22 protein-coding genes are annotated in these 21,624 nt (G+C 69.4%); 14 read left to right on the top strand and 8 right to left on the bottom strand.

The genetic code is table 11. The features are described from left to right. The first annotated feature begins 5 nt into the window (after window positions 1-5). Together BBH56_RS08855 and BBH56_RS08850 are read left to right on the top strand one after the other, a co-directional pair. A complete protein-coding gene (locus tag BBH56_RS08855) occupies window positions 6-2,297 on the top strand; it encodes an NADP-dependent malic enzyme (RefSeq protein ID WP_148122600.1) in 2,292 nt (763 codons plus the stop codon). After that, on the top strand, window positions 2,294-3,271 hold the full coding sequence (locus BBH56_RS08850) for a quinone oxidoreductase family protein (RefSeq protein WP_148122599.1): 978 nt from the start codon (window positions 2,294-2,296) through the stop codon (window positions 3,269-3,271). The genes BBH56_RS08855 and BBH56_RS08850 overlap by 4 nt, the downstream gene beginning before the upstream one ends. Here the strand turns inward: BBH56_RS08850 and BBH56_RS08845 are convergent. The 5 genes from BBH56_RS08845 to BBH56_RS08825 form a co-directional block, all read right to left on the bottom strand. Next, on the bottom strand, window positions 3,268-4,485 hold the full coding sequence (locus BBH56_RS08845; RefSeq protein ID WP_110882228.1) for a heme biosynthesis HemY N-terminal domain-containing protein: 1,218 nt from the start codon (window positions 4,483-4,485) through the stop codon (window positions 3,268-3,270). The two genes, BBH56_RS08850 and BBH56_RS08845, sit on opposite strands and share 4 nt — an antisense overlap. Further along, entirely contained in the window at window positions 4,482-5,627 is a 1,146-nt protein-coding gene (locus tag BBH56_RS08840) for a uroporphyrinogen-III C-methyltransferase (protein ID WP_157809144.1), read from the bottom strand. Before BBH56_RS08840 ends, BBH56_RS08845 begins: the two co-directional genes overlap by 4 nt. Next, entirely contained in the window at window positions 5,572-6,381 is an 810-nt protein-coding gene (locus tag BBH56_RS08835) for a uroporphyrinogen-III synthase (RefSeq protein WP_148122788.1), read from the bottom strand. Before BBH56_RS08835 ends, BBH56_RS08840 begins: the two co-directional genes overlap by 56 nt. After that, on the bottom strand, window positions 6,378-7,301 hold the full coding sequence (gene hemC / locus BBH56_RS08830) for a hydroxymethylbilane synthase (protein WP_148122597.1): 924 nt from the start codon (window positions 7,299-7,301) through the stop codon (window positions 6,378-6,380). The genes BBH56_RS08835 and hemC overlap by 4 nt, the downstream gene beginning before the upstream one ends. A gap of 81 nt (window positions 7,302-7,382) precedes the next feature. Beyond that, window positions 7,383-8,123, bottom strand: a complete 741-nt coding sequence (locus BBH56_RS08825) for a LytR/AlgR family response regulator transcription factor (RefSeq protein WP_157809143.1) — start codon at window positions 8,121-8,123, stop codon at window positions 7,383-7,385. 149 nt (window positions 8,124-8,272) lie between these two features. On the opposite strand from BBH56_RS08825, the gene argH reads away from it, so the two are divergent. Beyond that, window positions 8,273-9,676, top strand: a complete 1,404-nt coding sequence (gene argH, locus BBH56_RS08820) for an argininosuccinate lyase (protein ID WP_148122595.1) — start codon at window positions 8,273-8,275, stop codon at window positions 9,674-9,676. Here the strand turns inward: argH and BBH56_RS08815 are convergent. Beyond that, the gene (locus BBH56_RS08815; RefSeq protein ID WP_148122594.1) at window positions 9,673-10,344 is read right to left on the bottom strand and encodes an alpha/beta hydrolase; all 672 of its coding nucleotides are present in this window, start codon (window positions 10,342-10,344) and stop codon (window positions 9,673-9,675) included. The genes argH and BBH56_RS08815 overlap by 4 nt on opposite strands. A 48-nt stretch (window positions 10,345-10,392) precedes the next feature. Here BBH56_RS08815 and lptM point away from each other — a divergent pair, with 48 nt between their 5' ends. From lptM to ubiB, 11 genes are all read left to right on the top strand, one after another. After that, entirely contained in the window at window positions 10,393-10,518 is a 126-nt protein-coding gene (gene lptM, locus BBH56_RS08810) for an LPS translocon maturation chaperone LptM (RefSeq protein ID WP_110882552.1), read from the top strand. Next, window positions 10,515-11,756 (top strand): diaminopimelate decarboxylase, encoded by a 1,242-nt coding sequence (gene lysA, locus BBH56_RS08805; RefSeq protein WP_235013496.1) that lies wholly within the window; start codon window positions 10,515-10,517, stop codon window positions 11,754-11,756. Before lptM ends, lysA begins: the two co-directional genes overlap by 4 nt. Next, window positions 11,753-12,592 (top strand): diaminopimelate epimerase, encoded by an 840-nt coding sequence (gene dapF, locus BBH56_RS08800; protein WP_148122593.1) that lies wholly within the window; start codon window positions 11,753-11,755, stop codon window positions 12,590-12,592. Before lysA ends, dapF begins: the two co-directional genes overlap by 4 nt. After that, window positions 12,589-13,290, top strand: coding sequence for a DUF484 family protein (locus tag BBH56_RS08795; RefSeq protein ID WP_144346884.1), 702 nt, complete (start codon window positions 12,589-12,591; stop codon window positions 13,288-13,290). Before dapF ends, BBH56_RS08795 begins: the two co-directional genes overlap by 4 nt. Window positions 13,291-13,292: 2 nt before the next feature. After that, the gene (gene xerC, locus BBH56_RS08790; RefSeq protein ID WP_148122592.1) at window positions 13,293-14,225 is read left to right on the top strand and encodes a tyrosine recombinase XerC; all 933 of its coding nucleotides are present in this window, start codon (window positions 13,293-13,295) and stop codon (window positions 14,223-14,225) included. A gap of 71 nt (window positions 14,226-14,296) precedes the next feature. Beyond that, complete coding sequence (hslV, locus tag BBH56_RS08785) at window positions 14,297-14,845, top strand: ATP-dependent protease subunit HslV (RefSeq protein ID WP_069133847.1); 549 nt, start codon at window positions 14,297-14,299, stop codon at window positions 14,843-14,845. Beyond that, complete coding sequence (gene hslU / locus BBH56_RS08780) at window positions 14,845-16,179, top strand: ATP-dependent protease ATPase subunit HslU (RefSeq protein ID WP_069133846.1); 1,335 nt, start codon at window positions 14,845-14,847, stop codon at window positions 16,177-16,179. Before hslV ends, hslU begins: the two co-directional genes overlap by 1 nt. A gap of 7 nt (window positions 16,180-16,186) precedes the next feature. Beyond that, a complete protein-coding gene (locus BBH56_RS08775; protein ID WP_144346882.1) occupies window positions 16,187-16,579 on the top strand; it encodes a gamma-butyrobetaine hydroxylase-like domain-containing protein in 393 nt (130 codons plus the stop codon). Further along, window positions 16,576-17,340 (top strand): class I SAM-dependent methyltransferase, encoded by a 765-nt coding sequence (locus BBH56_RS08770; RefSeq protein ID WP_069133844.1) that lies wholly within the window; start codon window positions 16,576-16,578, stop codon window positions 17,338-17,340. Before BBH56_RS08775 ends, BBH56_RS08770 begins: the two co-directional genes overlap by 4 nt. Then, window positions 17,330-17,941, top strand: a complete 612-nt coding sequence (locus BBH56_RS08765; protein ID WP_148122591.1) for a ubiquinone biosynthesis accessory factor UbiJ — start codon at window positions 17,330-17,332, stop codon at window positions 17,939-17,941. Before BBH56_RS08770 ends, BBH56_RS08765 begins: the two co-directional genes overlap by 11 nt. Further along, entirely contained in the window at window positions 17,938-19,605 is a 1,668-nt protein-coding gene (gene ubiB, locus BBH56_RS08760) for a ubiquinone biosynthesis regulatory protein kinase UbiB (RefSeq protein WP_148122590.1), read from the top strand. Before BBH56_RS08765 ends, ubiB begins: the two co-directional genes overlap by 4 nt. Here ubiB and BBH56_RS08755 read toward each other — a convergent pair. Together BBH56_RS08755 and BBH56_RS09720 are read right to left on the bottom strand one after the other, a co-directional pair. After that, window positions 19,602-20,894: a S41 family peptidase gene (locus BBH56_RS08755; protein ID WP_148122787.1), complete on the bottom strand. Its 1,293-nt coding sequence runs from the start codon at window positions 20,892-20,894 to the stop codon at window positions 19,602-19,604. The two genes, ubiB and BBH56_RS08755, sit on opposite strands and share 4 nt — an antisense overlap. A gap of 10 nt (window positions 20,895-20,904) precedes the next feature. Next, window positions 20,905-21,309, bottom strand: a complete 405-nt coding sequence (locus BBH56_RS09720; RefSeq protein WP_450097529.1) for a murein hydrolase activator EnvC family protein — start codon at window positions 21,307-21,309, stop codon at window positions 20,905-20,907. Between the last annotated feature and the right edge of the window lie 315 nt (window positions 21,310-21,624).

Raw genomic sequence — 21,624 nt, 5'->3', positions numbered from 1 at the left:
CCGCCATGGCTGAGGACTTTAAACAGAACGCGCTCGACTACCATCGCAACCCGACGCCGGGGAAAATCACGGTCTCCCCCACCAAGCCGCTGGCCAACCAGCGCGATCTGGCCCTGGCCTACAGCCCGGGTGTGGCCGCCGCCTGCGAGGCGATTGTCGAGAACGAGCGCGAAGCCGCCAATGTCACCGCCCGCGGCAATCTGGTGGGCGTCATCACCAACGGCACGGCGGTGCTGGGGCTGGGGGCGATCGGGCCCCTCGCCTCCAAGCCGGTCATGGAGGGCAAGGGCGTCCTGTTCAAGAAGTTCGCCGGCATCGACGTCTTCGACATCGAAATCGACGAGACCGACGCCGGTCAGCTGGTGGAGACCATCGCCCGGCTCGAGCCGACCTTCGGCGCCATCAACCTCGAAGACATCAAGGCGCCGGAGTGCTTCGAGGTCGAGGCCCAGCTGCGCGAGCGCATGAACATCCCGGTCTTCCACGACGACCAGCACGGCACGGCCATTACCGCCGCCGCCGCCATCTATAACGGCCTGCGCCTGGTGGGCAAGCGCTTCGAGGACATCAAGCTGGTGACCTCCGGCGCCGGGGCCTCGGCGGTGGCCTGCCTGGATCTGCTGGTGTCGATGGGCCTCAACCCGGCCAACGTCATCGCCACCGACCGGCAGGGCGTGATCTACAAGGGCCGGACCGAGTACATGGATGCGCGCAAGGGGGTCTACGCCAGCGACACCGACGCCCGCACCCTGGGCGAGGCCATCGATGGCGCGGATATCTTTCTGGGGCTATCCGCCCCGGGCGTGCTGACGCCGGCGATGGTCAAGCGCATGGCGGACAAGCCCATGATCATGGCGCTGGCCAACCCCACCCCCGAGATTCTGCCCGAGGACGCCCTCGACGCCCGGCCCGACGCCATCATCTCCACCGGCCGCTCGGATTACCCCAATCAGGTCAACAACGTCCTGTGCTTTCCGTTCATCTTCCGCGGCGCGCTGGACGTGGGCGCGACCACCATCAACGACGAAATGAAAAAGGCCTGCGTGCGCGCCATCGCGGATCTGGCCACCATGGAATCCTCGGATGTGGTGCGCGCGGCGTATGGCGGCAGACCGCTGTCGTTCGGCCCCGAATACCTGATCCCCAAGCCCTTCGATCCGCGCCTGATCACGCGCATCGCCCCCGAAGTGGCCCGCGCCGCCATGGAAAGCGGGGTGGCCACCCGACCCATCGAGGATTTCGCCGCCTATCGCCGCCGGCTGTCGAACTATGTCTTCCAGTCGGGCCTGCTCATGAAGCCGATCTTCGAGCGCGCCAGTCAGAACCCGCGCCGGGTGGCGTACGGCGACGGCGAGGACGAGCGCATCCTCCAGGCGGTGCAGCTGGTGGTGGACGACGGTCTGGCGAAGCCCATCGTCATCGGCCGCCGCCGGGTGGTCAAAATGCGCATCCAGCGCCTGGGCCTGCGACTCGCCGTCGATGACGACTTCGAGCTGGTGGACCCCGAGGACGATCCGCGCTTCAAGGCCTACTGGCAGCTCTATCACTCGCTCATGGAGCGGCGCGGCGTCACCCCCGACCGGGCCCGCCAGATCGTGCGCACGCGCAACACCGTGATCGCCTCGCTGATGGTGCACCGGGGCGAGGCCGACGCCATGCTCTCGGGCGCGGTGGGCAAGTACCACCGCCAGCTCGACTATGTCACCGAGGTCATCGGCCGGCGCGAAGGGGTGGCCAATCTGGCGGCGATGAACGCCATCATCACCCCCAAGGGCACGCTGTTTCTGTGTGACACCTACGTCAATCACCACCCCAGCGCCGACCAGCTCGCGGAGATGACCACCCTCGCCGCCGACGAGATCCGCCGCTTCGGCATGGTGCCCAAGGTGGCGATGCTCTCGCACAGCAACTTCGGCACCTCGGACGATGCCGAGGCCGCCAAGATGCGCGAGGCCCTCCATCAGGTCCAGTTCCGCGACCCCTCACTGGAGGTCGAGGGCGAGATGCATGGCGATGCCGCCCTCAATGAGGAAATCCGCCGGCGCATCTTTCCCAACTCGCAGCTCGAGGGCGAGGCCAACCTGCTGATCATGCCCACGCTGGATGCGGCCAATATCGCCTTCAATCTGCTCAAGACCGTCACCGACGCCGTGTCGATCGGTCCCATCGTGCTGGGCATGGCCAAGCCAGCCCACATCCTCACGCCGTCGGTGACGGTGCGGGGCGTCGTCAACCTCACGGCCCTGGCCGGCGTCGAAGCCGGTATTGAGGGCGGCAAGGACGGGAGTCCGGCATGAATCAGGCCATCCGCATTGAATCCTTCGGCGGCCCCGACGAGCTACGGCTTGCCGAGACCGCCGCTGTCACGCCCGGTCCCGGCGAGGTCCACATCCGCCAGACCCATATCGGCGTCAACTACATCGATGTCTACTTCCGCACCGGGCTCTACCGGCCCGCGCAGATGCCCTTTACGCCGGGGCTGGAAGCCGCTGGCGAGGTGCTGGCCGTGGGCGACGGCGTCGACACGCTGACACCCGGCCAGCGCGTGGCCTATGTCGGTGGTCCGCCAGGGGCCTATGCCCGCGAACGGGTGATCAGCGCCGATCGGGTGGTGGCACTGCCGGCGGCCATCACCAGCGAGCGGGCCGCGGCCATGATGCTCAAGGGCATGACCGCGCACATGCTGCTCGAACGGGTCCACGCCGTGGGACCGGGGGATCGGGTCCTGATCCACGCCGCGGCGGGCGGTGTCGGGCTGCTGCTCTCTCAGTGGGCCCATCACCTCGGGGCCACCGTGATCGGCACCGTGGGCAGCGCGGAGAAGGCCGAGCAGGCCCGCGCCCATGGCTGCCACCATCCGGTGCTCTACCGCGACGAATCGGTCAGCGAACGGGTCCAGGCCCTCACCGGCGGCGAGGGCGTGCAGGTGGTCTATGACTCGGTGGGTGCGGATACCCTGACGGCATCGCTGGCCTGTCTCGCCAAGCGGGGATTGCTGGTCAGCTTTGGCCAGTCATCCGGCGCACCGCCCGCCATCGAGGTGGGCCAGCTGGCGGCGGGGGGATCGCTGTTTCTGACCCGGCCGTCGCTGTTCGACTATATCGGCACCCCGGCCGAACTGCAGGCGGCGGCCGACGCCCTGTTCGCCCGCGTCGCCGCCGGCGACCTGCAGATCCACATCGACAGCGAGTGGCCGCTGGCCGAGGCGGGTGCGGCCCATCAGCGCCTGGAATCGCGCCAGAGCAGCGGCTCGATCATCCTGCGGGCCTAATCGCTCGGGGCGTCCATCCGCGGCAGGCTGTTGCCGATCGGGTCCAGGCCCAGGGCCTGGCGATAGGCCTGGCGGGCGCGGTCATGCTCGCCGAGGCGCTCGTAGAGCTCGGCAAGCAGCCGCGCCGTGGTCGGGTTGTCATCGCGGGCGACGGCCGCCTCAAGGTGCCGCCGGGCCGGTCCCCAGTCTTTCGCGCGGGCCGCCTGGCGGGCCGCCGCGTAGAGCAGCGCCGGATCGTCGGGGCGCTCGTTGAGCCAGCCGGTGAGGCGGTTGTAGACCCGCTCGGCGGGCAGGGGCAGCTCGCCGTAGACTTCCACCAGCATCGGCTCCCAGCGCTGGCGCAGCCAGCGGCGCAGCTGGCGCTCGGCGGTGACCGGGCAATCGGCGTCGATCAGCGCCCGCGCGTAGCGGGCCTGCAGGACCGGATCACGGCGCCGGCTCTTGGGCAGCGACTTCCAGATGCGCCCCAGGCTGTCGGCATTGGCCGAGGCGCCCAGGGCATTGATCCGCTCGTCCAGGGCCCGCTGTTCGATGGCGGTGAGCTCGGCACTGGGCAGGGACTGCTCACGGCGCAGGTCCGGCAGCAGATCCATCAATCCGGCAAAGTCCTCCACCGCACGCATGGCGCGTGCCTGCAGCATGAGCACGCGGTGGTTGCGAGGCGCTTTCTCGCGCAGCCAGCCCAGCGTTGCCAGGGCCTGTTCCCACTGCTCGGCATCGACCTGTAGCTGGGCCTGCAGCAGGCCCACCGCCAGCCGTGCCCGTGGATTGGCGGAATCGGCCGCCACCAGCAGGTCGTCCCGGCGCTGCCACTCGCCACGGCGCTGGGCGGCGATGGCCGCCAGCAGATGGTGCATGAGCGGCTGCTGCGAAAAACCACTGGTGCCCTCGAGATGGCGCTCGGCCTGGGCATAGCGCCCTTCGGCCAGCTCGATCAGCCCATCGATCAGCTCGCGCTGGGCCCGGTGCGTGCGCCGGCTGGCGAGCCGCTCGCGCACCTGACCGGGCGCCCGGAGCGTCCGCCGCAGCAGCCCCACCGCCAGAGTCACCGCCGCCCACAGGGCAATGAAGGCGAGCACCGCCACGAACAGGCTCGTCTGGATGGTCCATTCACCCACCCGCAGCATCAGAAAGCCGCCTTCGTTGGCGAACCACTGCGCCGCCGACACGCTGGCCAGCAGCAGCAGGACCAGAAGGATGAGCCGGCGGATCATGACTGGCCACCGTCATTGAGCACGGGGGCGAGGGTCTCGCCGATGGCGGGCCGCTCAACCTTCACGGGCTCGTCCATCAGATCCGCGAGGCGCTCGCGGACCGCGCTCACCGACTCGGCGCTGGAATCAAAGTAGGCGCTCACCCAGTCGTCGATGCGCTTGAGGGCGTTGTCATAGGTGGCGGGCTCGCCCCGCAGGGCCGCCAGTCGCGCCGACTCGATCTGCAGGCGCAGGTTCTGCTGCAGCAGGAACCGGGACTCCGGCTCGGGCAGCGGCTCGACCTGGCGGTCGCGGCTGACGGTGACCAGCTCGCTGAGCCCCGTCATGAGCCGGTCGCCGGCACGATCCAGGCGTGCCTGCCAGCCCCCCGCCGGCGCATCGCTCCGCGCCCCGGCGGTGGTGTCGGCGGTCTCGAAGCGCTGGATACCGGCGGCCAGTGGCAGCGTGCCGAGTTGATCCGCCACCCGGTCGAGCCCGCGGTTGATGGCCACCTGATCGATCCGCTTGACGTCCAGCAGCTGATCAACGGCACGGCCAATCGCCTCACGCCGGTCGATGCCCACGCCGCCCAGGCCGGAGAGCAGGACGTCGGCGGCCTCCAGCGCCTCGAGGGCACCCGCGATATCGCCGTTGAAGCGCACACGATGCACGGCCATACGGGCCAGATAGCCGGCCTCGGCAATGCGCCAGTCATCGGTCTCTGAGTTCATGCGGCGGTAGAGCTGATCCACCCGGTCGGCCAGTTCGCGGCGGGCGCTGACCTGATCGGCCATGCGGTTTTCGAGCTGGGCCAGCGACTGCAGGCGCGATTCGAGCTGTTCGTTGAGGTTGGTGACGCGGCCGTTGAGCTCGCCCAGGGCGGTCTGCTGATCGTCGCGCAGGGTCTCGAGTTCGCTGCGGGCGGCGAGGTCGGCCTGAGCGTCGGCAAGCTGCTGCATCTGCCAGATGAGATACCCCCCGCCCGCCGCCACGAGCAGCGCGACCAGCAGGGCCACGACCAACGCAAGCCGCCCGGGCCCGCGCCCCGTCGCCGGTGCCGCGGGTTCGGCCGGGGCCGCCGTCGAGGCATCATCCGGTGCCGGGCCGTCATCGCCCGGGGTCGTCTCGAGGGCCTTCTGTGCGTCCTTGTCTGTCTTGCTCATCGCTCTCTCTCTGCAGCGCGGCACACACCGCCCTTGTAATTGCCTGATCGTCCGCGCCAGCGGCGATGCCGGGGGCATCCCATCCCGCGCGGACGGCGGCCATCGCGATGCGCTCGCTCACGGTGACCAGCCGGCTTTTCTGCAACCACTCTAGCGCGCCTGACCCCGCCATGCCGAGCAGGCCCGACAGGCCACTGGTGCTTGTCACAATTGTGCAGTCAAGCGGCCGGGCCTGCCACTCCCGGGGAATTGCCAGTCCACCGTCCGGCACCTCGCGCCGGTAGACCACCCACTCGTCCACCGTGGCGCCGCGCTCGCGCAGCGCCTCCGGCAGACGGCGGCGTCCGCCTTCGCCACGAATGATCAGCACCCGGGCACCGGCGCCGGCATCGAACGCCGCTTCAGCCAACAGGTCATCCGCGCCACCACCCGACTGGGGCGCGGCATTGACCGCCAGCCCCTGGCGCCGCGCGGCGGTGGCGGTGCCCGGCCCGACCGCGGCCACGCGGGCGTCCCCGCGCCGCTCCGTCGGCAGCCGGCCGACGCCATGCCGGACGGCGTTGGGACTGGTGAACACGAGCCAGTCCACACGGGGGATGGCCGGCAGCGCCGGCGCGAGGGCAACGATCTGCAGGGTGGGGCGGTGCAGGACCGCGGCGCCCGCGGCCTCAAGGCAGTGGATCAGCCCGTCGGCCTGGCCCTCGGGCCGGGTCACCAGGATCCGGCGGCCGGCCAGGGCGTCTGCGGTGGTCACTGAATATCGGCGAGGATCTCGCCGGCCCCCTGCGCGAGCAGGTCCCCGGCAACCGTATTGCCCAGGGCCTCGGCCCCGTGGCGGGACGCGCGGCCCTCGGCACGCAGCACCTGGCGGCCATCGCGACTGGCCACCAGGGCGCGCAGCCACAGGTCGTCGCCCTCCAGCACCGCATAGGCGGCCAGCGGGACATGGCAGCTGCCCTCCAGCCGGGCATTGACCGCGCGCTCCGCCGCCACCCGGTCGTGGCTGTCCGGGTCGTCGAGATCGCGGATCAACGCCTCCACCTCGGGATCGTCAGCGCGGCACTCAATGGCCAGCGCCCCCTGACCCACCGCCGGCAGGCTTTCCTCGGCGGGCATCGCCCGGGTGATCTGATCGGCCATGCCCAGTCGCCGCAGGCCGGAGGCGGCCAGCACGATGGCATCGAATTCGCCGGCATCGAGCTTGCCGAGCCGGGTCTGGACGTTGCCGCGCAGCGACGTCACCGTCAGGTCCGGGCGTCGGGCGCGGATCTGACACTCGCGGCGCAGGCTTGCCGTGCCCACGCAGCCGCCGGTGGGCAGTTCACCAAGGGCACCGTAGTGGCGCGAGACAAAGGCGTCGAAGGGGTCGTCACGGGCGAGGATCACCGGCACCCGGAATTCATCCGGGACCTCCGCGGGGATGTCTTTCATGGAATGCACGGCGATGTCGGCCTTGCCCGCCAGCATGCCCTCCTCGAGCGCCTTGACGAACAGGGCCTTGCCGCCCACCGCCATCAGCGGCCGATCGGTGATTTCGTCGCCGCGGGTGGACAGGCGGACCAGCTCGACCTCGAGCCCCGGATGACGGGCCCGCAGGCGCTCAGCCACGTGCTCGGCCTGCCAGATGGCCAGTGGACTACGACGGGTGGCGATGCGCAGATGGGTGATGGACATGAATGCGTGGACCCGGGGCGAGCCGGGCGGTCAGTTGCGATAATGCGCAACGATACCGCCTGATCGCCCCCACGCAAAGCGTCAGCCCGGCGCCGCCGCGCCCCGCATCCAGCGCCGGACCGTGGGCAGGCGACGCCGGCTGACCGGCAGGGTCTCGTCGCTGCCCTCCACCCGGGCGAGGGTGCGACCCTCGACGTCCTTCTCCAGCCCCCGCAGGGCGTCCCGGGCCACCAGGGCACTGCGGTGCACCCGCAGAAAGCGTTGCCCGAATTCCGCCTCGAGACCGCACAGCGACTCTTCGATCAGATCCTCACCGGCGTCGTGCTGCACGCTGACGTACTTGTGATCGGCCACAAAGCAGCGCACGTCATCCACCGGAATCAGGCTCAGGCCGTTGCGCCGGCGGCAGAGGATATGCCGGCGCTCGTCACCGGCGCCCGGGGCCTGGAGGCGGACGATCTGGCCGGCGCTCAGGGGACGGGCGGCCTCGAGGGCGGCCCCGAAACGCGCCGGCTGGACGCTGTCCAGGACGTAGTCGATTCCGCTGGCCTCAAGCTGCGGGAGGATGGGGTCGGTCATTTCGCAGGCCAGCAGGATCGCCGGGGCCGGCGTGGCATTGGCCAGCGCCACCGCCGCGGCCAGATGCCGGGCATCGCGCACGCCCAGCACCACCGCATCCACCGGGTCAAGGCGGTGACTGGGCGGGGCGTCCGCCGGGGTCTCGAACACCCCGCCAATCCGCCAGCCCGAACGGTTGGCGGCGAGTCGCGCCAGACGCTCGCGCAGGGCGGGCTGCTCGCAGGCAATCACAATCTTCATCATGTCGGTTCCTCCCGGGCGCTCATCAAGTGGAGGCTCGAGCATGGAAAACCGCGCCCGCGGCGTTCGCCAACCGGTTCACAGACCGGGCATCCGGCGCAGGCGGCCGGTCGGCTGCTATACTGCCGCCCAGCCGAGAGGAATGGATGGCAATGAGCGAGTCAGACGCCAAGGGTCTCTGGAGTGGTCGTTTCAGCGAAGCGACCGACGCCTTCGTGGCGGCCTTCAGCGCCTCCGAACACTACGATCGACGCCTCTACCGCGAGGACATCCGCGGCTCCCGCGCCCACGCCAGAATGCTCGCGGACTGCGGGATCATCAGTGCGGACGACGGCGCGGCCATCGACGCCGGGTTACAGGCCATCGAGGCCGAGATCGAGGCCGGCGGGTTCCCCTGGGATCCGGCCCTCGAGGATGTCCACATGAACATCGAGGCGCGTCTCACCCAGCGCATCGGTGAGGCGGGCAAGCGGCTGCATACCGGGCGCTCGCGCAACGATCAGATCGCCACCGACATCCGCCTCTGGCTGCGCACGGTCATCGACGGCAACCTCACGCTGCTGCGGCGCTTTCAGGCGGGACTGGTGGATCTGGCCGAGCGCGAGGCGGACACCGTCATGCCCGGCTTCACCCATCTGCAGGTGGCCCAGCCGGTGAGCTTTGGCCATCACATGCTGGCCTGGTACGAAATGCTGGTGCGCGACGAGTCACGGCTCCACGACGTCCGGCGGCGCGCCAACGAAATGCCGCTGGGCTCGGCGGCGCTCGCGGGGACGACCTTTCCCATCGATCGCGACCAGACCTGTGCGGCGCTGGGCTTTGATGCACCCACCCGCAATTCCCTGGATGCCGTCTCGGATCGCGACTTCGCCATTGAATTCGTCTCGGCGGCGGCGCTGACCATGACCCATCTGTCGCGCATGGCCGAGGAGCTGGTGATCTGGGCGTCACCGCTGACCGGCTTCATCGATCTGCCCGACCGCTTCTGCACCGGCAGCTCGATCATGCCGCAGAAAAAGAACCCCGATGTGGCCGAACTGGTGCGCGGCAAGAGCGCCCGGGTGCAGGGCGCCCTGCACACCCTGCTGACCCTGATGAAGGGCCAGCCGCTTGCCTACAACCGCGACAACCAGGAAGACAAGGAACCGCTGTTTGATGCCGCCGACGCCCTGCGCGACAGCCTGCGGGCGTTTGCCGACATGGTGCCGGCGCTGACCGTCAACCGCGGGCGCACCCGGGCGGCGGCCCGCGAGGGCTTTGCGACGGCCACCGACCTGGCCGACTACCTGGTGCGCCAGGGCGTGGCCTTTCGCGACGCCCACGAGATCGTCGGCAGGGCAGTGGCCTATGGCGTGGCCGAGGGCCGCGATCTGGCGGATCTGTCGCTGGCCGAACTGCAGGGCTTTTCAACGGCCATCGGCGAGGATGTCTTTGGCGTGCTGACCCTGGAGGGCTCGCTGGCGGCCCGCGATCACACCGGTGGGACCGCCCCGGCGCAGGTCCGCCGGCAGGTGGCCGCCGCGCGCCGGCGGCTCGGCCGGGACAGCGACCGCTAGAGGGCCAGCACCCGGCGCAGCCAGGCGCCGATGTCGGCAATCTCTTCCATGCAGACCTGGTGCTCCATGGGGTAGTCGTGCCACTCCACGGGATACCCCAGCGCCTCGAGGGCGTCCCGCGAATCCGTGCCCAGCCGATACGCCAGCACCGGGTCGTGATGGCCGTGGGCCAGAAAGATCGGGGTATCGCGGTTGGCGGCGGCCCGGGCCTGACCCAGGTGATCGGCCAGCGGCAGATAGGTGGACAGCCCCATGATGCCCGCCAGGCCCTCGGCATAGCGCAGGCCGGTGTGCAGCGCCAGCGCACCGCCCTGCGAGAACCCGGCCAGCACCAGACGCTGGGGTGGGATCCCGCGGGCGATTTCGCGCTGGATCAGGGTGTCGATCCAGCCGGCGGCGGCGTCCAGACCGGGCTCGTCCTGCGGCGTGCCCGCGGACAGGCCGTAGATGTCGTACCAGGCCGGCATCGAGAGCCCGCCGTTCAGCGTTACGGGCTGGGAGGGCGCATGCGGAAACACGAACCGCACGAGCTCCGGTGACGGCAGTCCCAGCTGTGGGACGATGGGCTCAAAGTCATGGCCGCTGGCACCCAGCCCGTGCAGCCAGATGACACTGCATTCCGGCGCCGGGCCGGCTGTTTCCACGGTCTCCAGCGGCTGTTCCGCCATTGCCTGTGTCCCCCTATACTGGTGTTCCACATGAAACCCCGAGTCTGCATGTCGCTACGTATCCTGCCTTGTCTGGCCCTGATCACGCTAATCCTGCTCACCGGCTGCGGGGTCAAGGGCGATCTCTACATGCCCGAGGCCGACACCGCCTCCGACGCGGAGACCGCATCGTGATCCATCGCCCGGACGCCACCCTGGCCGTCGAGGACTGCCCCACCCCGGCGCTCGCCGAGCGCTTCGGGACGCCGCTCTACGTCTATTCACGCGCCGCCATCGAGTCGGCCTGGCGGGCCTATGACCAGGCCTTTGCCGGTTTTGATCATCAGATCTGCTACGCCGTGAAGGCCAACGGCAGCCTGGCGATCCTGCAGCTGCTGGCGCGGCTTGGCAGCGGTTTTGACATCGTCTCGGGCGGCGAGCTGGCGCGGGTCCTGCGCGCCGGCGGCGATCCCGCGCGGGTGGTGTTCTCGGGCGTAGGAAAGACCGAGGCCGAGATCGAGCAGGCGCTGGCGGCGGGCATTCTGGCGTTCAACATCGAATCCGCCGCCGAGCTCGAGCGGATCAACGCGGTCGCCGTGCGCAGCGGGCAGCGCGCGCCGGTGTCGCTGCGGGTCAACCCCGATGTCGACGCCCGCACCCATCCCTACATCTCCACGGGGCTCAAGGAAAACAAGTTCGGCATCGACATCCAGGCCGCCGAGGGGCTCTATCACCATGCCGCATCGCTGCCGGGCATTGCGGTGACCGGGATGGATTTCCACATCGGCTCGCAGCTCACCGAGCTCGAGCCGCTGGTGGATGCCCTGTCGCGCAGCCTGGCCCTGGTGGACCGGCTGGAAGCCGACGGCATCCCGCTGGCGCATCTGGATATCGGCGGCGGTCTGGGCATCCGCTACGAGGACGAAACGCCGCCCACCCCCGCCGCGCTGGCCGAGCGCCTCGGCCCGCTGCTCGCCGGGCGGCGCCAGAAACTGCTCATGGAACCGGGCCGGGCGCTGGTGGGCGAAGCGGGTCTGCTCCTGACCCGGGTGGAATACCTCAAGCCCGGCCACCGCGACTTCGCGATTGTCGATGCGGCGATGACCGACCTGCTGCGCCCGGCGCTCTACAACGCCTGGCAGCGCATCGAGACCGCCGAGCCGGTGGATGCCGATCCGCGCCTCTACGACATCGTCGGGCCGGTCTGCGAAAGCGCCGACACCCTCGGCAGCGAGCGCTCCCTGGCGCTGCGCCCGGGCACGCTGCTGGCCATTCATGCCACCGGCGCCTACGGCTTCGTCATGGCCTCGCAGTACAACGCCCGGCCGCGTCCGGCCGAGGTGCTGGTGGACGGCGACCAGGCGCACCTGATCCGCGAACGCGAACCCCTCGAAGCGCTGTGGCAGGGCGAGCACCTGCTGGAGTCGCCGTGAGCCTGGCCTTTTCCAAGCTGCAGGGGCTCGGCAATGACTTTGTCGTGTTCGACGCCATCCGCCAGTCCATCCAGCCCACACCGGAATGGATCCGCCGCATTGCCGACCGGCGCTACGGCATTGGCTGCGACCAGGTACTGATGGCCGCGCCCGCCCGCCGTCCGGATGCCGACTTCCGCTACCGGATCTGGAACGCCGACGGCACCGAGGTGGAGCACTGCGGCAACGGCGTGCGCTGCATGGCGCGCTTTCTGCGCGACCAGGGGCTGCACGACGCCGACGCCCTGTGCCTGGAGACCGACGCCGGCCTGACCCGGGTGGAAGCGGTCGACGCCGATCGGGTTCGGGTCGATATGGGGGCGCCGATCCTCGAGCCGGCCGCCATCCCGTTCGACGCCCCCGGCCGCCAGGCCCGCTACCCGCTGGCCGTCGCGGGTGAGACCCTTTCGGTGGCGGCGGTGTCCATGGGCAACCCCCACTTGGTGCTGCGGGTTGACGACGTCCAGACGGCCCCGGTGGCCACCCTGGGCCCGCAGCTGGTGTCGCATCCGCGCTTCCCCAACCACGTCAACGCGGGTTTTCTGGCGGTCGACGACCGCGGCAGCGGACAGCTGCGGGTGGTCGAACGGGGCGTGGGCGAGACGCCGGCCTGCGGCACCGGCGCCTGTGCCGCGGTGGTGGCCGGTATTCTCAACGACTGGTTCGACCCCACGGTCCGACTTGCACTGACCGGCGGCGAGCTGGTGATACACTGGCGCGGCGAGGGCCACCCGGTCTGGATGACCGGGCCGGCGCAGCATGTGTTCGAGGGCAGACTGACGACAGGAGCGATATGAGCGGTCAGACGGGTGAATCAGCGATGCCGGCGCAGCCCATCGACGAGGCACAGGTGCTCGATTACCTGCGCGCCGACCCGGGTCTGCTGCGACGCCACCCCGAGGTGCTCAAAGCCCTCGACGTCCCCCACGAAAGCGGCGCCGCTCGCTCGTTGATCGAATATCAGGTCTCGATCCTGCGCGAAGAAAACCACGCCCTCGCCGAGCGCCTCGACCAGCTGCTGCAGGTGGCCCGCGACAACGACCGGCTGGTCGAGCAGATCCACCGCTTCACCCTTGAGCTGCTCGCCGCGGATGACCTCGATGGCGTGCTGCTGGCGATCCGCGACGGACTGCGCCACGACTTCAGGGCGGATGTGGTCCAGGTCCTGCTGATCGATGACAGCCTGGCCACCGCCAGCGCCCCCATCATCGGCACGGATGATGCCCGGGCGCTGCAGCTGGAGGCGGCCTTCCCCGGCAATCAGCCGGTGCTGGGCGGCCTCGATGCTGAACACCTGGCACTGATCTTTGACCCTCAGACCGACGGGCTCGGCTCGGTGGCGGTCATCCCCATGGACGAGCCGCCCATCCGCGGCTTCATCGCCATTGGCAGTCGCGACCCGCATCGCTATCACGCCGAGCAGGGCACGGTTTTTCTCGGTCAGCTCGGCGCGCTGGCCGCCCGGGTCCTGCGCCGGGCCAGCGCCGGGGACTGACGGTGGCCGACGGCGCACGGCTGTGGGCGGACATTGAAGGTTTCCAGGCCCATCTGCGCGACGAACGCCGCCTGGCCGCCCTGACCCGTCAGCACTATGGCCGTGACCTGAGCGGGCTGGCGACCTACCTCGAGCAGGCCGACGTCGAGACCTGGGAAGCCGTGCGCAGCCATCACGTCCGGGCATGGATCAGCCGCGACCACCGCCGCGGCCTGTCGCCACGATCCCTGCAGCGTCAGCTCTCCGCGGTGCGCGGGCTGTTCCGTTATCTCCAGCGCGAAGGGCGCGTGGACACCGATCCCGCGGCCGACATCCAGGCACCGCGGGCGGCACGCAGCCTGCCGGCAACCCTCGATGTCGACACCACCGCCCAGCTGCTCGACCCACCGGCCGCCGCCGATCAGGCCGCCGGGCAGGCCGCGGATCCGCTGCAACGCCGCGACCGGGCGCTGTTCGAACTGATCTACGGGGCCGGCCTGCGGCTGGCTGAGGTGGCGGCCCTCAACCTCGATGATACCGGCCCCCGGCCCCGCGAACTGCGGGTCGTGGGCAAGGGCGCGCGCACCCGGATCGTGCCGGTGGGCCGCAAGGCCCGCGAGGCGATCGCCGACTGGGTGGCGGTGCGCCATACTCTGGCCGACGCCGAAGAGATCGGGCTGTTCGTCAGTCGCCGCGGCCGGCGGCTGTCGCACCGCGCCATTCAGACCCGACTCAACGACCGGGCGCGCCGGCAGGGCCTGGACCGGCCGGTGCATCCGCACATGCTGCGGCATGCCTTCGCCACCCATCTGCTCGAGTCCAGCGGCGACCTGCGCGCCGTCCAGGAGCTGCTCGGGCACGCCGACATCGGCACCACGCAGATCTACACCCACCTCGACTTCCAGCACCTGGCCGAGGTCTATGACCGGGCCCATCCACGGGCGCGACGAAAATAACCCCCGGGCGCCCGGCTGCGTTAACATTGCGTGGCGAACGATCGGTATCCAGCAACCTCCGGAGAGCAGTCTTGCAGCAGTTTGATGGCACCACCATCCTGGCGGTCCGTCGCGGCGGGCAGATCGCCGTCGGCGGTGACGGCCAGGTCACCCTTGGCAACACGGTCATGAAGGGCAATGCCCGCAAGGTCCGACGCCTCTACCACGATCAGGTGCTGGCGGGATTCGCCGGCGGCACGGCCGACGCCTTCACGCTGTTCGAGCGCTTCGAGGGTCAGCTCGAGCGCCATGGCGGGCGACTCACCCGTGCGGCGGTGGAAATGGCCAAGGACTGGCGCTCGGACCGGGCGCTGCGGCGTCTCGAGGCGCTGCTCATGGTGGCCGACGCCGAAAGCCTGCTGATGATCTCCGGCAATGGCGACGTGGTCGAACCCGAGCGCGAGCTGATGGCCATCGGCTCGGGCTCGGGCTATGCCCAGGCCGCCGCCCAGGCGCTGGTGGCCGAAACGGATCTGGACGCCGCCACGGTTGTCCAACGCGCACTCGGCATCGCCGCGGATATCTGCATTTACACCAATCATACGCTGACCATCGAGACCCTCGGTGACGGGAAGGCCTGATGAGCGAGATGACCCCCCGCGAAATCGTCCAGGAGCTGGACAAGCACATCGTCGGACAGGGCGACGCCAAGCGCGCGGTCGCCAATGCGCTGCGCAACCGCTGGCGGCGGCTGCAGGTGGACCCGGCGCTGCGCCCCGAGATCACGCCCAAGAACATCCTCATGATCGGCCCCACCGGGGTGGGTAAGACCGAAATCGCCCGGCGTCTGGCACGGCTGGCGAACGCCCCGTTCATCAAGATCGAGGCGTCGAAGTTCACCGAGGTGGGGTATGTCGGCCGCGACGTCGAATCGGTGATCCGCGACCTGACCGACAACGCGCTGCGGATGATCCGCGAGCAGGAGATGCAGCGCCAGTCGAGCCGTGCCGATGACGCCGCCGAGGAACGCATTCTCGACGCCCTGCTGCCGCAGGCCCGGGGCAGCGACAATGAGGACCGCAGCCAGGACAGCACCCGCCAGAAGATGCGCAAGAAGCTGCGCGAGGGCGAACTCGACGAGCGCGAGATCGAGATCGATGTCCGCGGTCAGCAGTCGGGCATGGACATCATGGCGCCGCCGGGCATGGAGCAGCTCACCAGCCAGCTCCAGGGCATGTTCCAGAATCTGGGCAATCAGCGCAGCGAGCGTCAGCGGCTGACCATCGCCGAGGCCTGGCGGGTGCTGCGCGAGGAAGAAGCCGCCCGGCTGGTCAACGAGGAAGAAATCAAGCAGAAGGCCATCGAGTCCGTCGAGCAGAGCGGCATCGTATTCATCGACGAGATCGACAAGGTGGCGCGGCAGACCGAGCAGAGCGGCGGCAGTGGTGGCGGCGACATCTCCCGCGAGGGGGTCCAGCGCGACCTGCTGCCCCTCATCGAGGGCAGTACCGTGTCGACCCGCTCGGGCATGGTGAACACCGACCATATCCTGTTCATCGCCTCGGGGGCCTTCCACGTCTCCAAGCCCTCGGACCTGATTCCCGAGCTGCAGGGCCGGCTGCCGATCCGTGTCGAGCTGTCATCGCTGGCGGTGGAAGACTTCGTGGCCATCCTCACCGATCCCGATGCCTCGCTGGTCCGCCAGTACCAGGCGCTGCTGCGCACCGAAGGGGTCGAGCTGGCGTTCACGGCGGACGGGGTTGATCGCATCGCCCGAATGGCCTGGCAGGTGAACGCCCACACCGAAAACATCGGCGCCCGGCGGCTGCACACCATCATGGAGCGCCTGCTCGAGACCATCTCCTACAGCGCCGCCGATCACAGCGGCCAGACGGTCAGCATCGATGCCGACTATGTGGATGCCCAGCTCGCGGATCTCGCCGGCAACGAAGACCTGAGCCGCTACATCCTCTGAGGTCGCCATGAAACGCCCCGAGCGCCGCAATACCGGCCGTGTGCCCACGCAGATCCATCTGCACCGTCAGTCCCGCACCCTGGCGGTGAGCTTTGATGATGGCCGCCACTTCGATCTGAGCGCGGAGTATCTGCGGGTCCACTCGCCATCCGCGGAGGTGCGCGGTCATGGCCCCGGGCAGGCGATCCTGCAAGTGGGCAAGGAAGCGGTGGGCATCGAGCGCATCGAGCCCGTCGGCCAGTACGCCCTGCGCCTCCACTTCGATGACGGCCACAACACCGGGCTCTATTCCTGGGACCTGCTCTATGATCTGGGCGAAAACGCCGACGACTACTGGCAGGACTATCTCGATTCACTGGCGGCCGCCGGTTATCAGCGGGACGCGGGAGACAGCGCATGACAGGCTCCGATCCGGATCGACACGATGAAACCCACTTCGGCTACCAGCGCGTGCCGGTGGCGGAAAAGGCCCGGCGCGTGGGCGAGGTGTTCAGCTCGGTGGCCAGCCGCTACGACGTCATGAACGATCTGATGTCGGCGGGCCTGCATCGGCTCTGGAAGCGCCAGGCCCTGCGGCTGATCAACGCCCGGCCGGGCCAGCGGGTGCTGGACCTGGCCGCCGGCACCGGCGATCTTGCCCGGGGGCTTGCCGATCAGGTGGGGCCCGAGGGTGAGGTGATCGTCTCGGACATCAATGCCGCCATGCTCGAAACCGGCCGCGACCGCCTGCTCGACGAGGGCGTCACCGGCAACCTCGAGTACGTGCTCGCCAACGCCGAGCAGCTGCCGTTCCGGCCGCGCCAGTTCGATCGCATCAGCATCGGTTTCGGCCTGCGCAATGTCACCCGCATCCCCGAGGCCCTGCAGGCCATGCGCGAGGCCCTGCGACCCGGCGGGCAGGTGGTCATCCTCGAGTTCTCGTCGCTCTATCTGACCCCGCTGCAGCCGGTCTACGACCTCTACTCGTTCCGCATGCTGCCGCTCATGGGCCGTCTGGTGGCGCAGGATGCCGACAGCTATCGCTACCTGGCCGAGTCGATCCGCCAGCATCCCGACCAGGAGACGCTGAAGATGATGATGGAGGCCGCCGGCTTCGAGGATGTCGATTACATCAACCTGAGCGGAGGGGTGGTCGCGCTCCACCACGGCCATGTCTACTGAGTGGCTGCCGCTGGGCCCGCTGGAGACGGGCATCAACCGCATCCTCGCCCTCGACCCCGGCACGCCGGCACGGCTGGCGCCACTGGACGGCCGCGAAATGGGGCTGCGCCTCACCGATCCGGCGGTGGCCCTGCGGGTCACCTTCAGTGACACCGGTGTGACGCTGATCAGCGATGCCACCGACATGAACGACTGCGACGTGGTGCTGGAGGCCTCGCTGGCCGGACTCACCGGGCTGGTCCTGTCGCGTGGACAGCGCAGTCGCGAGGTCTCCTTCCGTGGCGATATCGGCACCATCCAGGAGGTCCGCACCCTGTTCAGCGAGCTTGATGTGGACCTCGAAGCGCAGCTGGCACGCCTGGTGGGCGAGGCCGGCGCCGCCCGCATGGCCACCGGCCTGCGCGAGGGCAGCCGCTGGGGTCGCGACACTGCCGACACCCTGCTGCGCAACGCCGTCGAGCTTGCCACCGAAGAGCGCCGCTGGCTGCCCACCGCCGCCGAGACCCGGCACTTTCTCGACGATGTCGACCGGATCCGCGAAGGCGTGGACCGGCTCGAGGCCCGGCTGCGGCGGCTCGAACGCCGCGGAGGCCGGCAATGACGCGTCGTATCCGCCTGCTGCTGCGCCTCGCGCAGATCAACATCGTCCTGCTGCGCCACGGCCTCGATGAGGTCCTGTTCGCCACCCGCTGGTTCCGGCCGTTCCGCTTCCTGCGGGTCTTCATGCCCTGGACCTGGTTCACCCGCCGCCAGCGGCCGCGGGGTGAGCGCATCCGCCTGGCGCTGGAGGAACTGGGCCCGATCTTCGTCAAGTTCGGCCAGATCATCTCCACCCGGCGCGACCTCCTGCCGCCGGACATCGCCGCCGAGCTGGCCCGCCTGCAGGACCGCGTCCCGCCGTTTCCCGGCGAGACCGCGCGGGCGATCATCGAGGACGAATACCAGCAGCCGGTGGATGCCTGGTTCGCGCATTTCGACACCGAACCCATGGCCTCGGCCTCCATCGCCCAGGTCCATGCCGCCCGTCTGCATGGCGGCGAGGATGTGGTGGTCAAGGTCGTGCGCCCGGGCATCGAGCAGGCCATCGGCCGCGATCTGGGCGTGCTCTACCTGTTTGCCCGACTCGCCCAGCGCTACTGGGCCGAGGGCTTCCGCCTGCGCCCGGTGGAGGTGATCCGCGAGTTCGACACCACCCTGCACGACGAGCTCGACCTGATGCGCGAGGCGGCCAACGCCACCCAGCTCAAGCGCAACTTCCGCGACTCGGACCTGCTCTACGTACCCGAGGTGCACTGGTCGGGCACCCATCGCCGGGTGATGGTCATGGAGCGCATCCACGGCGTGCAGATCAGCGATATCGAGGGTCTGCACCGCGCCGGCGTCGACATGAAGGCGCTGGCCGAGCGCGGCACCGAAATCTTCTTCACCCAGGTGTTCCGGGACAGCTTCTTCCACGCCGACATGCACCCGGGCAATGTCTTCGTCGACGTGCGCGACCCCGCCAATCCCCGTTATGTGGCCGTGGACTTCGGCATCATGGGCTCGCTCAACCCGGTGGATCACCGCTATCTGGCCGACAACTTCATGGCCTTTTTCAATCGCGATTACCGGCGCGTGGCCGAGCTGCATGTCGAATCCGGCTGGGTCCCGGCGGACACCCGGATCGATGCCTTCGAGAGTGCCATGCGCACGGTCTGCGAACCCATCTTCGAGCGGCCGCTGGGCGAGATCTCGCTGGGCGCACTGCTCATGCGGCTGTTCCAGACCGGGCGCCGGTTCGATATGGAAATCCAGCCCCAGCTGGTGCTGCTGCAGAAAACGCTGCTGGCCATCGAAGGACTGGGCCGCCAGCTCTACCCCGAGCTGGACCTGTGGGACACCGGCAAGCCCTATCTCGAGCGCTGGATGCGCGAGCAGGTCGGCCCGGCGGCGTTCCTGAAAAAGGCCCGCCAGGAGCTCCCCCACCTGGCCGAGACCCTGCCGACGCTGCCGCGGCGGGTGGACGAAGCGCTGGGCGAGGTCACCCGCACCCGCGAGCAGATCGTCGAGCAGCAGCACCAGCTGACGGCCCTGCGCCAGGAAATCCGCCACAGTGGCCGGCGCGGCTTTGCCACCGGGGTGGGCGGCGCGCTGGTGGTTTCGGCATTCATCGTTGCCGGTCTGGATGGGCGCAGCCCCACCATGCTGGGTGAGGCGCCACTGATCACCTGGGTGATCGGCAGCCTTGGCGTGGTGATCTGGGTCGCGGCCTGGCCGCGGGACTAGTCACCGAGGATGGTCAGTCCCTTGAGCAGATTGAGCGCCTCGGCCAGGGCATAGTCGCGGGTGGCCAGCGCCGACTCCGGCGGCTCCTCCGCGTCGCCGGCGTCTCCGCCGCCATCGCCGAGCAGGTGACGTGGCAGGTCCGACTCACGCAGCGTACCGCCGGGGGCTTCAGCGTCGCGCACTTGGAGGTTGGCCACCTCGACGTCGGGCTGGATACCCTCGGCCTGGATCGAACGGCCACCCGGTGTGTAGTAGCGGGCCGTGGTCAGCTTGACCGCCGCGCCATCGCGCAGCGGCAGGATGGTCTGGACCGAGCCCTTGCCAAAGGTGGCCTCGCCCATGATGACCGCGCGCTGATGGTCCTGCAGCGCGCCGGCGACGATCTCGGCCGCGGAGGCCGAGCCGGCATTCACCAGCACGACCATCGGCGCGCCATTGAGGGCGTCATTGGGGGTCGCCGTGAAGGCATCCCGGGACCGCGCCACCCGGCCACTGGTCGAGACGATCTCGCCCTGGCTGAGGAACGCGTCGCTCACCGCCACCGCGGCATCGAGCACACCGCCGGGGTTATTGCGCAGATCGAGCACCAGTCCATCGAGGGGGCCGGCCTGGTCACGCAGCCCGTCGATGGCCTCGAGCACATCCTCGCCGGTGCGTGACTGGAACTGGCTGACGCGCAGATAGCCGAAACTCGACTCGAGCACCCGGGCGCGGACACTGTCGACCTGGATGACGGCGCGCTCGAGGGTGACCTCGATGGTGGTCTCGGCATCATCGCGCAGAATCCCCAGCGTCACCTCGCTGCCGGGCTCGCCGCGCATGCGCTCCACCGCCGCCTGAAGCCCCAGGCCTTTCACCGATTCGCCATTGACCCGCATGATCAGGTCACCCGGGCGGATGTCCGCGGCGTCCGCCGGCGTCCCGTCGATGGGGGCGATCACCTTGATCAGGCCATCCTCGCTGCCCACCTCGATGCCCAGGCCACCGAACTCGCCGCGGGTGCCTTCCTGGAGGCGCTGATAGGCGTCGCGGTCCAGGTACGCTGAATGCGGATCCAACCCCGAGAGCATGCCGCGGATGGCATTGCGGATCAGCCGCTCGTCATCCACCGACTCGACATAGTCGCGCTGGATGCGTTCGTAGACCTCGGTGAAGCGCTGGATTTCGGCAAGCGGCAGCTCATCATCGGACGCGGCCGACGACTGCGCGGTGACGGTCTGGACGTTGGCGATCAGCAGGGCGACCAGCACCCCGGCCGTCAGGCCCTGCAGCAGTCCGGATAGGCGCATCATTTGATCCTCAATCGTCGTCGTCGCGCGACTGGAGCCAGCTCATCGGATCCACCGGCTTGCCCGCCGCGCGCAATTCGAAATAAAGCGCCGTCTCGGCCCGTCCACCACTGCGGCCGACGGTGGCGATCACGTCGCGTGTTGTCACCCGGTCACCCACGTTGGCATAGAGCGCCTGGTTGCGTCCGTAGAGACTCAGATACCCGTTGCCATGGTCAATGATGAGCAGCAATCCGAGCCCGCGCAACCAATCGGCGAACACCACCTGCCCGGCCGCCACCGGATTCACCGGATCACCCGCCGCGCCGCCGATCAGCAGGCCGGTCCAGTCCAGATCCGCCGCGCGCTGGCTGCCGTAGCGCGCCAGCAGCGGCCCCTGATGGGGCCAGACCAGGCCCCCCTCGGCGATGTCCACCGTGGCATCCGCGCCCGGCCCGGCGGCGGCGAGTCGCTCGCGCAGATCCTCGATCAGCTGGTTGAGGGATTCGGCCTCGTCGCGGCGGTGGGCCAGCTGCTCGTCCTGCTCGCGGATCCGTTCGCGGGTCGATGCCAGCAGGGCATCGCGCTCGTCGAGCTTGGCCTGCAGCGCCTCAAGTCGCTCCTGGCGGCGGGCGCGGTCGGCCTGTTGGGCCGCCAGGGCATCCGCGCGCTCGGCGCGCTGATCACGCAGTTCACGGATCGCCGATTCCGCGGCCTGCACCGCCTCGGTCCGGGCACCGGCAAGGCGCGC

The organism is Spiribacter roseus (assembly GCF_002813635.1).
GTDB classification, from domain to species: domain Bacteria; phylum Pseudomonadota; class Gammaproteobacteria; order Nitrococcales; family Nitrococcaceae; genus Spiribacter; species Spiribacter roseus.
This window is presented reverse-complemented; position numbering and strand designations above follow the sequence as displayed.

Coding starts and splice junctions, on each gene's coding strand:
- BBH56_RS08755 (WP_148122787.1), bottom strand. CDS start 20,894: ATGCGCCTATCCGGACTGCTGCAGGGCCTGACGGCCGGGGTGCTGGTC.
- hslU (WP_069133846.1), top strand. CDS start 14,845: ATGAGCGAGATGACCCCCCGCGAAATCGTCCAGGAGCTGGACAAGCAC.
- ubiB (WP_148122590.1), top strand. CDS start 17,938: ATGACGCGTCGTATCCGCCTGCTGCTGCGCCTCGCGCAGATCAACATC.
- BBH56_RS08765 (WP_148122591.1), top strand. CDS start 17,330: ATGTCTACTGAGTGGCTGCCGCTGGGCCCGCTGGAGACGGGCATCAAC.
- BBH56_RS08770 (WP_069133844.1), top strand. CDS start 16,576: ATGACAGGCTCCGATCCGGATCGACACGATGAAACCCACTTCGGCTAC.
- BBH56_RS08850 (WP_148122599.1), top strand. CDS start 2,294: ATGAATCAGGCCATCCGCATTGAATCCTTCGGCGGCCCCGACGAGCTA.
- BBH56_RS08775 (WP_144346882.1), top strand. CDS start 16,187: ATGAAACGCCCCGAGCGCCGCAATACCGGCCGTGTGCCCACGCAGATC.
- lptM (WP_110882552.1), top strand. CDS start 10,393: ATGTCGCTACGTATCCTGCCTTGTCTGGCCCTGATCACGCTAATCCTG.
- BBH56_RS08855 (WP_148122600.1), top strand. CDS start 6: ATGGCTGAGGACTTTAAACAGAACGCGCTCGACTACCATCGCAACCCG.
- BBH56_RS08840 (WP_157809144.1), bottom strand. CDS start 5,627: ATGAGCAAGACAGACAAGGACGCACAGAAGGCCCTCGAGACGACCCCG.
- BBH56_RS08845 (WP_110882228.1), bottom strand. CDS start 4,485: ATGATCCGCCGGCTCATCCTTCTGGTCCTGCTGCTGCTGGCCAGCGTG.
- hemC (WP_148122597.1), bottom strand. CDS start 7,301: ATGTCCATCACCCATCTGCGCATCGCCACCCGTCGTAGTCCACTGGCC.
- BBH56_RS08815 (WP_148122594.1), bottom strand. CDS start 10,344: ATGGCGGAACAGCCGCTGGAGACCGTGGAAACAGCCGGCCCGGCGCCG.
- BBH56_RS08825 (WP_157809143.1), bottom strand. CDS start 8,123: ATGATGAAGATTGTGATTGCCTGCGAGCAGCCCGCCCTGCGCGAGCGT.
- argH (WP_148122595.1), top strand. CDS start 8,273: ATGAGCGAGTCAGACGCCAAGGGTCTCTGGAGTGGTCGTTTCAGCGAA.
- BBH56_RS08795 (WP_144346884.1), top strand. CDS start 12,589: ATGAGCGGTCAGACGGGTGAATCAGCGATGCCGGCGCAGCCCATCGAC.